At 70.7% G+C, this 14,733-nt stretch carries 11 protein-coding genes, 1 rRNA gene and 1 pseudogene; 4 read left to right on the top strand and 9 right to left on the bottom strand.

From position 1 onward, the window contains the following. From ABD297_RS23010 to ABD297_RS23045, 8 genes and pseudogenes are all read right to left on the bottom strand, one after another. A 16S ribosomal RNA gene (locus ABD297_RS23010) occupies window positions 1-111 on the bottom strand; the annotation flags it as partial. Between the two features lie 624 nt (window positions 112-735). Then, window positions 736-2,025, bottom strand: a complete 1,290-nt coding sequence (locus ABD297_RS23015; protein ID WP_344257476.1) for a thymidine phosphorylase — start codon at window positions 2,023-2,025, stop codon at window positions 736-738. A 56-nt stretch (window positions 2,026-2,081) separates the two neighbouring features. Beyond that, a pseudogene (locus ABD297_RS23020) lies at window positions 2,082-2,474 on the bottom strand (cytidine deaminase); the annotation flags it as partial. 138 nt (window positions 2,475-2,612) lie between these two features. Continuing rightward, window positions 2,613-4,172 carry an ABC transporter ATP-binding protein gene (locus ABD297_RS23025; RefSeq protein ID WP_344257477.1) on the bottom strand — a complete coding sequence of 520 codons (1,560 nt, stop codon included), beginning with the start codon at window positions 4,170-4,172 and terminating at the stop codon, window positions 2,613-2,615. After that, window positions 4,169-5,158: an ABC transporter permease gene (locus ABD297_RS23030; protein ID WP_344257478.1), complete on the bottom strand. Its 990-nt coding sequence runs from the start codon at window positions 5,156-5,158 to the stop codon at window positions 4,169-4,171. Before ABD297_RS23030 ends, ABD297_RS23025 begins: the two co-directional genes overlap by 4 nt. A gap of 1 nt (window position 5,159) precedes the next feature. Next, a complete protein-coding gene (locus ABD297_RS23035) occupies window positions 5,160-6,341 on the bottom strand; it encodes an ABC transporter permease (protein ID WP_344257479.1) in 1,182 nt (393 codons plus the stop codon). 156 nt (window positions 6,342-6,497) lie between these two features. Continuing rightward, window positions 6,498-7,568, bottom strand: a complete 1,071-nt coding sequence (locus ABD297_RS23040) for a BMP family lipoprotein (protein WP_344257480.1) — start codon at window positions 7,566-7,568, stop codon at window positions 6,498-6,500. 111 nt (window positions 7,569-7,679) lie between these two features. Next, complete coding sequence (locus tag ABD297_RS23045) at window positions 7,680-8,933, bottom strand: amidohydrolase (protein WP_344257482.1); 1,254 nt, start codon at window positions 8,931-8,933, stop codon at window positions 7,680-7,682. Between the two features lie 74 nt (window positions 8,934-9,007). Between ABD297_RS23045 and ABD297_RS23050 the strand changes: the two genes are divergently transcribed. The 4 genes from ABD297_RS23050 (at window position 9,008) to ABD297_RS23065 (ending at window position 12,664) form a co-directional block, all read left to right on the top strand. Beyond that, window positions 9,008-9,700 carry a (2Fe-2S)-binding protein gene (locus tag ABD297_RS23050; protein WP_344257483.1) on the top strand — a complete coding sequence of 231 codons (693 nt, stop codon included), beginning with the start codon at window positions 9,008-9,010 and terminating at the stop codon, window positions 9,698-9,700. 21 nt (window positions 9,701-9,721) lie between these two features. Further along, window positions 9,722-10,705 (top strand): pseudouridine-5'-phosphate glycosidase, encoded by a 984-nt coding sequence (locus tag ABD297_RS23055; RefSeq protein ID WP_344257484.1) that lies wholly within the window; start codon window positions 9,722-9,724, stop codon window positions 10,703-10,705. After that, on the top strand, window positions 10,702-11,589 hold the full coding sequence (locus tag ABD297_RS23060; protein ID WP_344257485.1) for a carbohydrate kinase family protein: 888 nt from the start codon (window positions 10,702-10,704) through the stop codon (window positions 11,587-11,589). The genes ABD297_RS23055 and ABD297_RS23060 overlap by 4 nt, the downstream gene beginning before the upstream one ends. Window positions 11,590-11,740: 151 nt before the next feature. Then, window positions 11,741-12,664 (top strand): DUF559 domain-containing protein, encoded by a 924-nt coding sequence (locus ABD297_RS23065; RefSeq protein ID WP_344257486.1) that lies wholly within the window; start codon window positions 11,741-11,743, stop codon window positions 12,662-12,664. 103 nt (window positions 12,665-12,767) lie between these two features. Here the strand turns inward: ABD297_RS23065 and ABD297_RS23070 are convergent, their stop codons facing one another. Further along, window positions 12,768-14,360: an acyl-CoA mutase large subunit family protein gene (locus ABD297_RS23070; RefSeq protein ID WP_344257487.1), complete on the bottom strand. Its 1,593-nt coding sequence runs from the start codon at window positions 14,358-14,360 to the stop codon at window positions 12,768-12,770. Window positions 14,361-14,733 lie beyond the last annotated feature (373 nt).

The raw sequence follows: 14,733 nt of genomic DNA on the forward strand, positions 1-14,733 counted from the left end.
CACCCGTTCGCCACTGATCAGACCAAGCAAGCTTGACCGTCACCGTTCGACTTGCATGTGTTAAGCACGCCGCCAGCGTTCGTCCTGAGCCAGGATCAAACTCTCCGTTGATGTTCAAACACCCACCAGACCAATGAAGGACAGTGAGCAAACTTTGAACCCATGAAGGGCTCGAAAACCTGACTGAAGTCGAACAACCAGCTCAAAAAGAGTTGATCATTCAGTTTCAACCAAAGGATAATTCGCCCAAAACCAACCCAGACCACCCTCATGGATGACTCCGAGCCAGCCTCGGGACGAGGTAATTGGCATCGATTTTTGACACGCTGTTGAGTTCTCAAGAATCGGACACACACCATCAACCACCTCAACGAGGAGGCCTCCGGGGCAACCCTTCAAACTTACCCGCCACACCGAACCGAGTCAAACCCGCTCCCGGTCCGTAGGACCGGCCACGAGGACCCGCAGCGAAGCGGTTCCTGCACCCGAGACCGTACTGGTCCAGCCAGCGAGTCTCGGTCCATGCTGATCAGCCCCGGGACCGGCCAACTTCGCTCGCGATCACTCGCTCCGCGGTGGCGTCCGTTCCTCCCTGTCGGGCTGACGAAGAGAACAGTAACCCGGCCTCGCCGCGGAGCACAAATCCGTGCCCCTACCCGATGCGCCCGACCCACGAACGGGCGTCGCCACGTGCGTTCGCCAGATCCGACCGTCGTGCGCCGACCGGGAGATCCGTCAGGAGACGCGGTCGATGACGATCGGCGGCAGGTCCGGGCGGGAGCCCTCGGGAGCGATGGTGAACCCACCTTCGAGGGCCTCGAGAGCCCGGGTGAAGCGCTCCGGCTCGTCGGTGTGCAGCGTCATGAGCGGCTCTCCCCCGCGCACCGAGGCTCCCGGCTTGTGGTGCAGCTCGACGCCGGCGCCGGCCTGCACAGGATCTTCCTTGCGGGCGCGCCCCGCACCGAGGCGCCACGCGGCGACGCCGACGGCGAGGGCGTCGAGCTGCACGAGCACCCCGTCCGCCGGGGCGAGCACCTGGTGGGTCTCCTTGGCCGTGGGCAGCTCCGCGTCGGGGTCACCACCCTGGGCCTGGATCATCCGGCGCCACACGTCCATGGCCCGCCCGTCGGCGAGGACGTCCGCGGGGTCGATGTCGGAGCGTCCGGCGCCGGCGACCATCTCGCGCGCGAGGGCGAGGGTCAGCTCCACGACGTCGGCCGGTCCCCCACCGGCGAGCACCTCGACGGACTCGCGCACCTCGAGGGCGTTGCCCGCGGTCAGGCCGAGAGGCGTCTCCATGTTGGTCAGCAGCGCGACCGTGTGCACGCCGGCGTCCTTGCCCAGCCGCACCATCGTCTCGGCGAGCTCACGCGCCTGGGCGAGCTCCTTCATGAACGCACCCGAGCCGACCTTGACGTCGAGCACGAGCGAGCCCGTCCCCTCGGCGATCTTCTTGCTCATGATCGAGGTGGCGATGAGGGGCACGCACGACACGGTGCCCGTGACGTCGCGCAACGCATACAGCTTCTTGTCGGCGGGGGCGAGACCCGAGCCGGCGGCGCAGATGACCGCACCGACGTCCTCGAGCTGGTGCATCATCTGCTCGTTCGTCAGGTCGGCACGCCAGCCCGGGATCGACTCCAGCTTGTCGAGGGTGCCTCCCGTGTGCCCGAGCCCGCGGCCCGAGAGCTGCGGGACGGCGACACCGCAGGCGGCGACGATGGGGGCCAGCGGCAGCGTGATCTTGTCTCCCACTCCCCCCGTCGAGTGCTTGTCGCTCGTGGGGCGGGAGAGCCCGGAGAAGTCGAGACGCTCACCGGAGCGGATCATCGCGTCGGCCCACCGGGCGATCTCGCGCGGGTTCATCCCGTTGAGGTAGATGGCCATCGCGAGGGCGGACATCTGCTCCTCGGCGACGGCGCCCCGGGTGTAGGCGTCGATGACCCAGTCGATCTGGGCGTCGGACAGCTCGGCCCGGTCGCGCTTGGCGGAAATGACGTCTACGGCATCGAAGGCTTCACTCACGGGACCATCATGTCCCAGCGCCGACGGTGCCGGGCCGCCGCCCCGACGAGCCGCGTTCAGCCCTCGGCGTGACGCAGGTTGTCGGGCCCGAACGCCTGGGGCAGGACGGCCGACATCGGCAGGACCCCCTCAGGCGTCATGAGCAGGCAGTCCGGTCCGCCGTTCTCCCACAGCAGCTGGCGGCAGCGTCCGCACGGCATGAGGGCGCGTCCGTCACCACCGACGCAGAAGACCGCGGTGAGGCGGCCGCCGCCGGTGGCGTGCAGCTCGGAGACCATGCCGCACTCGGCGCACAGTGTCACGCCGTAGGCGGCGTTCTCGACGTTGCAGCCTGCGACGACCCGGCCGTCGTCGACGAGCCCCGCCACGCCGACCCGGAAGCGGGAGTACGGCGCGTACGCCCGCTCCATGAGCTCGACGGCGCGCAGCCGCAGCGACTCCCAGTCGACCGCGTCGCGGGCGCCCGCAGCGTCACCGGCCTTGTCACCACCGGGGTCACCAGCGACCGACCCCGCCGTATGCCGTCCAGCGGGCGGGGCGGCATACGGCGGCGTCTCGTGGCCGGGGGCCTCGTCGGAGGCAGCCACCTAGTGGTCTCCTGCCATGAGCCGACCGATCTCGGTGCGGTCGGCGTCCTTGCCCGGCATCTCGGCGACGACCTTGCCGCCGTGGATGACGGCGATGCGGTCGGCGAGCGAGAGCACCTCGTCGAGCTCGGCCGAGACGAGCAGGACGGCCGCGCCCTCGTCGCGCGCGGCGACGATGCGGCGGTGGATGAACTCGATCGAGCCGACGTCGACGCCGCGCGTGGGCTGGGCCGCCATGAGCAGCTTGGGCCCGAAGCTCATCTCGCGTGCGACGACGACCTTCTGCTTGTTGCCACCCGACAGCGAGCCGGCCGGGGCCGAGACGCCGGCCGCGCGGATGTCGAACTCGGTGAAGAGTGCCTCGGCGTTCTTGCGCACCGCGTCGAAGTCACGGATGAAGCCGTTGGCGAAAGGCTTCTCGGCGAAGCGGTTGAGCACGAGGTTGTCGGCGAGCGAGTAGGACGCCACCAGGCCGTGACGCTCACGGTCCTCGGGGATGTGGCCGATGCCCGCGACGTGGGTGTCGTGCGGGTTGGCCTTGGTGATGTCCTTGCCGAGCAGGTCGATGCGACCGGACTGCGGGGGTCGCATGCCCGCGATCGCCTCGACGAGCTCGCGCTGGCCGTTGCCCTCGACGCCGGCCACGCCGACGATCTCACCGGCCCGGACGTCGAGCGAGAAGCCGTCGACGGCGCGGAGCTGACGGTCGTCGAGCACGACGAGGTCGCGGATCGACAGGACGTCGTCGCCCGGCGTCGCCTCCTCCTTGTCGACCCGCAGCACGACGTCGCGGCCCACCATCATCGTGGCGAGCCCGCGCGCGTCGGTGTCGGCCGTGGCGACCTCGCCGACGACCTCCCCCTGGCGCAGCACGTAGACACGGTCCGCCGCGACGAGGACCTCGCGCAGCTTGTGGGTGATGAAGACGATGGAGGTGCCGCCGGCGGCGAGCTCCTTCATCACGTTGAGGAGCTCGTCGGTCTCCTGCGGCGTCAGCACCGCCGTGGGCTCGTCGAGGATGAGCAGGTCGACACGGCGCGACAGCGCCTTGAGGATCTCGACCCGCTGCTGGGTGCCGACGGGGAGGTCTTCGACCTCGGCGTCGGGGTCGACCCGCAGGCCGTGCTTCTCGGACAGCTCGCGCACGAGCTTGCGCGCGCCGTCGATGTCGAGGACGCCGCGGCTCGTCGTCTCGTGCCCGAGGATCATGTTCTCGGCCACCGTCATGACCGGGACCAGCTGGAAGTGCTGGTGCACCATGCCGATGCCGCGACGGATCGCGTCGCGCGGGTCCTTGATCGGGGCGGCGTCGCCCTTGATCGTGATCGTGCCGCGGTCGGGCTTGACGAGTCCGAAGATCTGCTTGACGAGCGTCGACTTGCCCGCGCCGTTCTCGCCGAGCAGCGCGACGATCTCGCCGCGCTCGACGTGCAGGCTGATGTCGCGGTTGGCGTGGACGGTGCCGAACGACTTGGACAGCCCGTCGATCTCGAGCAGCCGCTCCCCCGGCGCCCGGTCGACGGGCTGCGGCGAACGCACCTCTGCTGCTTCCTGGGTCACGAGCCCTCTCCCTTCACGAACGGCTGGCCGACGGCACCGGGTGCCCGGACCCGGCCGGCGGCGACCGCCAGCACGATGAGCGTCAGCAGGTAGGGCAGCAGGGTGATGAACTGCTGCGGGATGTTGACGACGCCCTGCAGCTGGGAGGCCAGCGCGTTGGTGAACCCGAAGAACAGAGCCGCGGCGAAGACCCGCAGCGGTCGCCAGCCCCCGAAGATGAGGATGGCCAGGGCGAGGAAGCCTCGACCCGCCGTCATGCCGCGCTCGAAGCCGCCCGTGGCCTCCATCGAGAGGTAGGCACCGGCAGCACCGGCGAAGATGCCGCCGATGGTGACGTTGACCAGGCGCATCCGGATGACGTCGATGCCGGCGGTGTCGGCCGCCGACGGGTACTCGCCGATCGACCGGGTGCGCAGTCCCCAGCGGGTGCGGAACAGCGCGAAGTGCACGACCGGCACCGACACCAGGGCGAAGAGGGCGATCGGCCCCGACTGGAAGAACACGTCGCCGATGAGGGGGATGTTGGACAGCACCGGGATGTTCCACTGGGGCATGTTCGAGGAGAGGACCTTGCCCGGACGGTAGAAGAAGGACGTCAGGCCGGTCGCGACGATGTTGATGACGACACCGGCGATGATCTGGTCCATCAGCCCCTTGACGGTCGTCAGGGCGAGGAACGCGCCCATGACGATGCCGGCGAGCATGCCGACCAGGACGCCGACCACGAGCGAGCCGGTGGCCGAGGCCGAGAAGAACGCCGCGAAGGCCGCGACGAGCATCTGGCCCTCGATGCCGATGTTGACCACGCCGGAACGCTCACCGACGACACCGGTCAGCGCGCCGAGCACGAGCGGCACGGCGAAGAACCACGCACCGCTGAACATCGAGGTCGCCACGTTGGAGTTGATGCCGTAGAACACGTAGGCCGCGACGAGGATGACGACGCCGGCGCCGACCGTGACCTGGTTGCGCTTGAGCCACTCCATGTCAGGACCCCCAGCTGCTCGCGAGGGCGGACGACTTGGCGGTGTGGCGACGGAAGATCAGCTTGGCGATGATCGGCAGCGACACCAGAAGCAGCGTGATCGCCAGGAGCATGTCGACGATCTCGGGCTGGATGCCGGTGTTGAACATCAGCGTCGAGGACCCGGCGCGCAGGGCCCCGACGAGCAGGGCCGCAGGGATGGTGCCGAGCGGGCTCGACCGCGCGAGCAGCGCGATCGTGATGCCGTCGAAGCCGAGCGAGCCGGCGATGCCGTCCTGGTAGCGGTACGGGTCGATCTCGAGGTACTCGATCGAGCCCGAGAGACCCGCGAGGGCGCCGGCGACGGCCATGGCGAGCACGATCATGCCGCCGAGCTTGATGCCGGCGTAGGAGGCGGCGTGGCGGTTGCGGCCGATCGTCTCGAACTGGAAGCCGAGCGTCGTCCGGCGCAGCATCCACGCGACGAGGATCGCGAGCACCAGCGCGATGGGCAGGCCGATCGGCACGAAGCCGAGCGCCTGGAACCGGGCGCCGTCGGGCGCCGGGTAGGAGGAGGGGTAGGACTGCGTCGGGTCCTTGAGCGGGCCGTTGACGAGGTAGTCGATCAGGCCCGCCGCGATCGAGTTGAGCATGATCGTCGAGATGACCTCGTGCACGCCGCGGGTCGCCTTGAGCGCACCGGCGATCGAGGCCCACATGGCACCGCCGAGGATGCCGGCCACCATCGCGATGACGGCGACGAGGAAGCCGGGGGCGTCACGGACCGCATGGGCGGCCGCCGCGGCGCAGATCGCGCCCGACATCAGCTGGCCCTGGGCGCCGATGTTGAACAGGCCGACGCGCAGCGGGATGACGACAGCCAGACCGCAGAGGATCAGGGGCACCATCTTCTCGAAGGTGGCCTGCAGGCCGTCGGCCGTGCCGAAGGAGTAGGTGAACAGGCTCTGGTAGGCGTAGGTCGGGTTGACGCCCTGGGCCCGGATCAGGACCGCGCCGATGGCGAGCGCCGCGACGACGGCCACGATGGGCACGATGACGGACTGCTCTCGCACGAGCAGCCCGAGGACACCGGTCGGGGGCGGCGGGGCCCCTCGCTCGGCCACCACGGGCGGCGGTGCGGTCTCCGTGGCGACGGCGCCCTTCACGGGGGTGCCGTCCGACGGCTCATCTCTGGGATCGGCCATCTCGGACCTCTCGACTCCTTGTTTTGACCGGGTTCATGCGCTGCGCCGGTGGGTCGGCGCACAACGGCGTCGAGCGGGCGCCCCGGTGGAGCACCCGCTCGACGTCATCATGAAGGACTCTAGTGCGGATCGGATCCGCCCCAGAACGAATCTGGGTCAGGCCTTGTAGCCCGTGGCGAGCGAGCCGTCCTCGAGCTTCTTGACGACATCCGCGACCTTCGTCTTCACGTCGGCCGGGACCTTGCTGTCGAAGTCGTGGAACGGGGAGATGCCCGCGGTGCCGAAGAAGTTGCCCGGCTTGATGGAGTTGCCCTTGATCTGCTTGAGCAGCTCGCCGATGCCGTCCTTCTCGTGCTTCTCGGCCGAGGTGATGAGGCACGGGTGCGCGGCCGGCAGGGTGTCCCACTGGTCGAGGTCGACACCGATGCAGAAGACCTTGTCGCCCGCACCGTTGGTCTTGGCGGTCTCCTGGAGAGCGCCGTTGCCGGTGCCGCCACCGGCGCCGAAGATGAAGTCGGAGCCCTGGGCGAGCATCTTCTTGGCCTCGCCGGCGCCCCATACCGGGTCGTTGAAGGCGTTCTGGCCGGCCGGGTGGTAGACCTTCGAGACGGAGACGGCCGGGTTGGCGGCCTTGGCGCCGTTCTCGTAGCCCGCGGCATACGCCTGGGTCGGGGGGATCTCCTGGCCGAGGACGACGCCGATCTTGTTGGACTTCGTCATGAGGCCGGCGAGGTAGCCGGCGGCGTAGCCCGCCTGGTCCTCGTGGAAGATCAGGCCGGTGACGTTTGGGACGACCGGGTCGGCCTGGAACTGGTCGAAGCCGATGAACTTCGTCGTGGGGAACTGCTTGCCCGCCGCACGCGTGGCGTCGGCCATGAGGAAGCCGACCGTGACGATGACGTCGTACTTCGCGTCGGTGAACTGCTTGATGTTCTTGGCGTAGTCCTTGGGGTCCGTCGTCTCGACGTACTTGGTCTGGGCACCGAGATCGCCCTTGACCTGCTCGACGCCCTCCCAGGCCGCCTGGTTGAAGCCCTTGTCGTCGACCTTGCCCACGTCGGTGACGAGGCCGACGCAGAACACCTGGGCGCTCGAGCAGTCGCCCGAGGCTGCCGAGTCGGTGCCACCGCCAGAGCCGGTGGCGGGACCCGACGTCCCACCGCAGCCCGCGAGTGCGGCGACCAGACCGGCCGCGACGACCGCACTCAACTTCACATGTGAACGCAAGGCGCTCTCCTTCAGTCCGTCGGGCCGACGACGACATCGGCCCAGATAGCACGGAACTGTAGACCCCGGCACGACAAGATCTGAGCGCGTCGCGGCAACTGGCGGGAAGTGTTACCGATCCGCGACCGCTCCCAGAGTGGTCACTCCGGCGAGCGTCGGCGTGCCCGCCAGCTGGGCCGCTGCGGAGAAGACGACACCGGCCAGGGTGCGCGCCCCGACGGTGATCGCGGACTCGTCGATGACGAGGTCGCCGCGGTGCAGGTCGTAGGTCGTGCCGCCCGGCGCGCGGGTGCCCAGCCGGGCCATCGCACCCGGCACGTGGGTGAGGTACCAGGCGAAGTCCTCGCCGCCGAGGGACTGCGGCGTGGGGGCGACGAACGACCCCGTCCCGGTCACGGCCGCCGTGAGCGCGTCGATGCAGCCGGCGTCGTTGACGACGGGAGGCACGCCCTTGGTGATCGTCACCTCGGCCTGCACGGCATACGGCTTGACGACCTCGTGGACGACGGCCTCGAGGAGGCGCTCGACGCCTTCCCAGATGCCCGCGTCGAGCATGCGCAGCGTGCCGCCGACCTTGCCGGACGAGGGGATGACGTTGTGCGCGCCGCCCGAGTGGATCGAGCCCCACACGAGGGCCGCGCCCGCACGCGGGTCGAGACGACGCGACAGCACGGCCGGCACGTCGGTCACGACCTTGGCGAGGGCATACGTCAGGTCCTGCGTCAGGTGCGGGCGGGAGGTGTGCCCGCCCCGGCCGGAGAGGGTGACCTCGATCTGGTCGGCGGCGGCCGTGATGGCCCCGACCCGCAGGCCCACCTGCCCGGCGTCGAGGCTCGGGTCGCAGTGCAGCGCGAAGATGCGGTCGACGCCGACGAGGCCGTCCTGGGCCACGACGTCCTCGGCGCCACCGGGCATGAGCTCCTCGGCGGGCTGGAAGACGAGGCGGGCAGCAACGCCCGCGGCGACGAGCCGCTCCTCGGACGCCTTGAGCGCGAGCGCCGCGCCGAGGAGCGCGGTCGTGTGCACGTCGTGGCCGCACGAGTGGCTGACGCCGTCGGTCCGGGAGGCGAAGTCGAGGCCGGTCTGCTCACGGATCGGCAGCGCGTCCAGGTCGGCACGCAGGGCGATGCGGTGGGCGGGCTCGGTGGCCCCGAGGTCGGCGACGAGCCCGGTGCCACGCAGCCGCCTCACCCGGATGCCGGCGCGCTCGAGGTGCTCCGCGACGAGCGCCGTGGTGCGGATCTCGCCGCGTCCCAGCTCCGGGTGGGTGTGCAGGTCGCGGCGGATCTCGACCAGCTCCGCGGCATGCGACTCGACGGTTCGAGCGATGGCCTCGAAGGGCAGCGGTGCGGAGCGGTCGGTCACGAGAACGGGAGTCTAGCGAGAGGATCGTCACGACTCTCGGGCACGGGGGTCGCGACGAGCGGGAGGAGGCCGGCGTGGAGCCGGAGGCACGCGCTGCTGGGCGCGCGGAGGTCGGACGCCGCGACGTCGTGGACGTCGTCGCCGTCGTCGACCGGGCCCTGCCGTTCACGACCCTGACGTGCGAGCCCTCCGCCGCGACCGTGTGGTGGCGCGACGTGCAGCAGCACGTGCGGGCCGGCGCCGACCCGCTCGAGCCGTGGCGCTCGGCGCTGCGCACCCAGATGGGGCAGCGGCACGAGTCGCTCGTGCCGGCGCACGTGCCCGCCGCCTTCGTGCTCCAGTGGGCGTGCGAGGTGGCCGCGACCCCGATCGCGTATGCCGCGACGCTCGGTCCCTGGCTCCTGGTGCCCTCGCCTGCCGGGCTGGGTCTCGAGCTGGCCCCCGGTCTCAACCCGTTCCGGATCGTCGTCGACCCGGCGTCGACCTCGCTCCAGGTGGACGAGGACCCGGCGCGGCGTCTGCGACGGGCCCACGCGGCATACCTCGAGCTCGTCTCGGAGGTCGTGACGGCATACGCCCCCGACGTTCGCATGGGGTCACGACAGCGGTGGGGCGTCGTCGGTGACATGTGGCGCACGGCGCTGCGGCTCGCGAGCGGCGCCGCCGGCGAGAGCGTCGGACCGGAGCCGGCCCGCGAGTCCTGCTGCTTCATCTACGCGCTCCCCGGGATGCGCGAGTGCGCCGCGTGCCCCCGCGGGGGCCGGTGACTCGCAACTAGGGTGTCGGCCATGCCGCAGCCCCTGCCCGAGTCCGACCTGCTCGTCGTCCACGAGGAGGTGCTCGAGGCGCTCGATGCCGGCGTCGGCGTCGTCGCCCTCGAGAGCACGATCCTCGCCCACGGCCTCCCCCACCCCGACAACATCGAGATCGGCGCCCGGATCGAGGACGCCGTCCGGTCCGGCGGCTCGGTGCCGGCGACCATCGCGGTCCTCGACGGCGTCGTGCACATCGGCCTGGGCGAGCAGGAGGTGGAGCGGGTCTGCACCGACCCGGACATCGCCAAGCTGTCGGTCCGAGACGTGGGTGTCGCTGCGGCACTGGGGCTCTCGGGAGCGACGACGGTGGCGTCGACCTCCGCGCTGGCCCACCTGGCGGGGATCCGGGTCTTCGCGACCGGCGGCCTCGGCGGCGTACACCGCGGCGCGTCGGAGACCTTCGACGTCTCGGCCGACCTCGGGGTCATCGCCTCGACACCCGTCCTCGTTGTCTGCGCCGGCGTGAAGTCGATCCTCGACGTGGCCGGGACGCTCGAGACGCTCGAGACCCTGTCGGTGCCGGTCCTCGGCTACCGGACCGACGCCTTCCCCGGCTTCTACCTGTCGGACTCGGGGCAGCCGGTGCCGTGGCGGGTCGAGTCGGCGGCAGAAGCGGCGCGCGTCGTCGTCGCACGGGCCAGGCTCGGGACCGATGCCGCAGGAGTCGTGCTCGCCAACCCGCTGCCCGTCGACCGGCAGGTCGAGCGCAGCCTGCACGACCGGCTCGTCGAGGAGGGGCTCGCGCTCCTCGAGCGCGAGGGCGTGCACGGCAAGGACGTCACGCCGCGGCTGCTCGAGTACTTCCACGAGAGCTCGGGCGGCGAGTCGCTGCGCGCCAACGTCGAGCTCGTCCTGTCCAACGCGCTCCTCGCCGGCGAGGTCGCGGCCGAGGTGGCGGCGCAGTCCGCGGCGCAGTCCGCGGCGCAGTCCGTCGGCGCGGGCGCGGCCCCCGCATGAGCACTCCCCCGACCCGGCCGGTCGTCGTCGTCGGTGACGTCGGGCTCGACGTCATCACCCGCCCCTCGGGCGACATCCGCTGGCACTCCGACACCCCCTCGGCCGTCGCGCTCGTGCCCGGCGGTGCCGGCGGCAACTCGGCCTCGTGGCTCGCCGGTCTCGGGGCCGAGGTCACCCTCGTCGCGCGGGTCGGGGACGACGCGGCCGGTGCGGCCTGCCGCGGCGAGCTCGAGGCAGCTGGGGTCACGTGCGCCTTCGCCGTAGACCCGGCGCTGCCGACGTGCATGGTCGTCATCCTGCTCGACGCCCACGGTGACCGGACGATGTTCCCCGACCGCGGCGCCAACAAGGCCTTCTCGATCGACGACGTCGACCTGGCTGCGCTCGGCCTGCCTGCCGAACCCCGTCCCCACCTGCACCTGTCGGGCTACGTGCTCTTCGACGCCGGGTCGCGGGCCGCCGGTCTCGAGTCCCTGCGACAGGCGCGGGCGCTGGGGTGGAGCACCTCGGTCGACCCGCAGTCGCCGGCCCTCATCGAGCGCGAGGGCGTCTCGTCCTTCCTCGGCTGGGTGTCCGGCGTGGACCTCCTGCTGCCCAACGAGAACGAGGTCGCGACGCTCGGCGGTCTGGCCGCGATCCTCGGGCACGCGCGCGAGGTCGTCGCCACCTACGGCGCGGCCGGCGCCCGGTGGGTGGGCCACGGGATCGACGAGGCCGCCGAGGCGCCCGCGGTCGAGAACGTCGACGCCACCGGGTGCGGCGACGCCTTCAACGCCGGCCTGCTCTCGGCCTGGCTGCGCGGCGCCGACCGGTCCGGCGCCCTGCGTGCCGGGGTCGCGGCCGGCAGCGCGGCGGCGGCCCGCGTCGGCGCGCGACCCAGCTGACCGGCATACGCCCTCGGTCCCCGCCCGGGCCGATCGGCCGGATCGAGCCGCCGAACGTCGCTCAGAGGCATGTTTTCGGGGCTCGCTCCGGCCGGAACGCCCCTGTGGAGGACGCGAACGGCTTCCTGACCGTCGCTGTCAGCATCGGTCCGTGCGCGCGGTCAAGACTCTCGTCCGGCTCGGAGGCACGGCCACCCGACGGCAGCTGCGGCTCGCCGTGGTGCACTGGCGGCACATCGACGCGGCGCTCGAGGCTGGGCTCATCGAGCGCACGTCGCACGGCCACTACTGCCTCGCCGGCACGGACGCCGCCCGCGCTGCGGCTCACCGCCTCAGCGGCGCGGCCTCGCACACCACCGCCGCGCTGCACTGGGGATGGAAGGTGCGGCTCTCGTCCCCCGACCCGCACGTGACCGTGCGGGCCAAGCGCAGCCTGCCGGGCGGGTCGGCGGAGGGTGTCGTCCTCCACTGGCGCGACCTCGACGCCGACGACGTCACCGACGGGTGGGTCACGACCCCTGTGCGAACCGTCATCGACTGCTGCCTCGACCTTCCCTTCCCAGATGCCCTGTCGGTCGCAGACTCCGCACGTCGAGCAGGCCTGCGGCCGTCGGTGGTGCTGGCACGGAGCGCGTGGCTGCCCCGGCGGCAACGCGCCCAGGTCGCACGCGTGCTCGCGGCCTCGGACCGCCGTGCGGCCAACCCGTTCGAGAGCGTGCTGCGCGCCATCGCCCTCGGCGTGCCGGGGCTCGTGGTGGAGCCCCAGGCGCGGATCCGCTATGACGACTTCTATGCGCGGGTGGACCTCGCGGACGAGGGCCTCCGGATCGTGCTGGAGGCGGACAGCCACGAGTTCCACACGGAGCGAAGGGCTTTCGACCGGGACTGCCGCCGCTACAACGGCCTCGTGGCTCGCGACTGGCTCGTGCTCCGGTTCACGTGGGAGCAGGTCATGTTCGAGCCTGACGTGGTGCGGCGGGCGATCGAGGAGGTCGTCGCGCTGCGCCGGTCGCAGGGCCTGCGTCGCCTCCGGACGGGACGACTGACCGGACCGAACCCGCGAAAGGCGTCCTGAGGCGCTTTTGCCGGGTTCGATCCGCCCGGTCGGCCCGGCACGGAGCCGGGCACACGGCATACGGCATACGGCATACGGCATACGCGGGCGTATGCCGTATGCGTCAGAAGGTCTCGCGGGGCTGGTAGGTGCCCCAGACCTCGCGCAGCGCGTGCGCGACCTCACCGCCGGTGGCTCGGGCAGCGAGCGCCTCCTTCATCGGGTAGAGCACGTTGTCGGTGCCGCGGGCGGCGTCCTGCAGACGGCCGAGGGCCGCCTTGACCGCGTCGTTGTCGCGGTCGGCGCGCAGGGCCTCGAGGCGCGCGCGCTGGTCGGCCTCGATCGTCGGGTCGACGCGGAGCGGCTCGTAGTGGTCCTCCTGGTCGAGGACGAAACGGTTGACGCCGACGACAGTGCGCTCGCCGTTGTCGATCTCGAGCTGCACGCGGTAGGCGGAGCGCTCGATCTCGCTCTTCTGGAAGCCCTGCTCGATGGCGGCGACCGCGCCGCCCTTGTCCTCGACGGCCTGGATGAGCGCGAGCGCCGCAGCCTCGATCTCGTCGGTCATCGACTCGACGACGTACGAACCGGCAAACGGGTCAACGGTCTTCGTCACGTCGGTCTCGTAGGCGATGACCTGCTGGGTGCGCAGCGCGAGACGCGCGGCCTTCTCGGTCGGCAGCGCGATCGCCTCGTCGAAGCTGTTGGTGTGCAGCGACTGCGTGCCGCCGAGAACGGCACCGAGGCCCTGGAGCGCGACGCGGACGAGGTTGACCTCGGGCTGCTGCGCCGTCAGCTGCACGCCGGCGGTCTGGGTGTGGAAGCGCAGCATCATCGACTTCGGGTTCTGGGCGCCGAACTCCTCCTTCATGATCCGCGCCCAGATGCGACGAGCCGCGCGGAACTTGGCGACCTCCTCGATGAGGGTCGTGCGCGCGACGAAGAAGAAGGACAGGCGCGGCGCGAAGTCGTCGACGTGCAGCCCGGCGGCCTGCGCGGCGCGGACGTACTCCATCGCGTTGGCGATGGTGAAGGCGATCTCCTGCACGGGCGTCGCCCCGGCCTCGGCCATGTGGTAGCCCGAGATGGAGATGGTGTTCCAGCGCGGCATCTCCTTGTGGCAGTAGGCGAAGATGTCGGCGATGAGTCGCAACGACTCGCGCGGCGGGTAGATGTAGGTGCCCCGGGCGATGTACTCCTTGAGCACGTCGTTCTGGATCGTGCCGGTGAGCTGACCGCCCTCGACGCCCTGCTCCTCGGCGACGAGCTGGTAGAGCAGGAGCAGCGTCGAACCGGGAGCGTTGATGGTCATCGACGTGGAGATCTTGTCGAGCGGCAGGCCGTCGAAGAGGGTGCGCATGTCGTCGAGGCTGTCGATGGCGACGCCGACCTTGCCGACCTCGCCGTGCGCGATCGACTCGTCCGAGTCGTAGCCCATCTGGGTCGGCAGGTCGAAGGCGACGGACAGGCCACCTGTGCCCGCCTTGACGAGCTGGTGGTAGCGCTGGTTGCTCTCCTTGGCCGTGCCGAAGCCGGCGTACTGCCGCATCGTCCACGGCCGTCCGGTGTACATCGACGGGTAGACACCCCGGGTGAAGGGGTAGCTGCCGGGCGCGCCGAGCTTGGTGTCGGCGTCGAAGCCGGCCAGCGCCGACGCGTCGTAGACGGGCTCGATGGGCAGGTCGGACTCGGAGCGCGCGCCAGTGCTGTCAGCCATGGTGCCGAGCGTATCGGCGCGGGGGTCCGTCGCCGCGACCTGCCGTCCGAACGTTGCAGATCTCACTCGACCGATGGCGTATGCCGCCAGCCCGAGTCCCGGCCAGACGTGGCCTCTCGACATGGCGAGCGGGGCCACGTGTGGCCTCTCGACATGGCGAGCCGGGCCAGACGTGGCCTTTCGACGGTGGAGAGGGGGCCAGATGTGGCCTCTCGACGGTGCAGGACCCGCGAAGTCTGGCCTCTCGACGGCTTGAGTTCAAGGGTCTGTTGCAACGAGGGCTATCCAAGGATGGTGTCCATGCCTGGTCCTCGTTTGTCGGTGTCCGAACGCGCTCAGATCGAGGTGCTCTTCGGTCAGGGCCTGACCTTTC

It is taken from the genome of Terrabacter carboxydivorans (genome assembly GCF_039532035.1).
GTDB lineage: Bacteria > Actinomycetota > Actinomycetes > Actinomycetales > Dermatophilaceae > Terrabacter > Terrabacter carboxydivorans.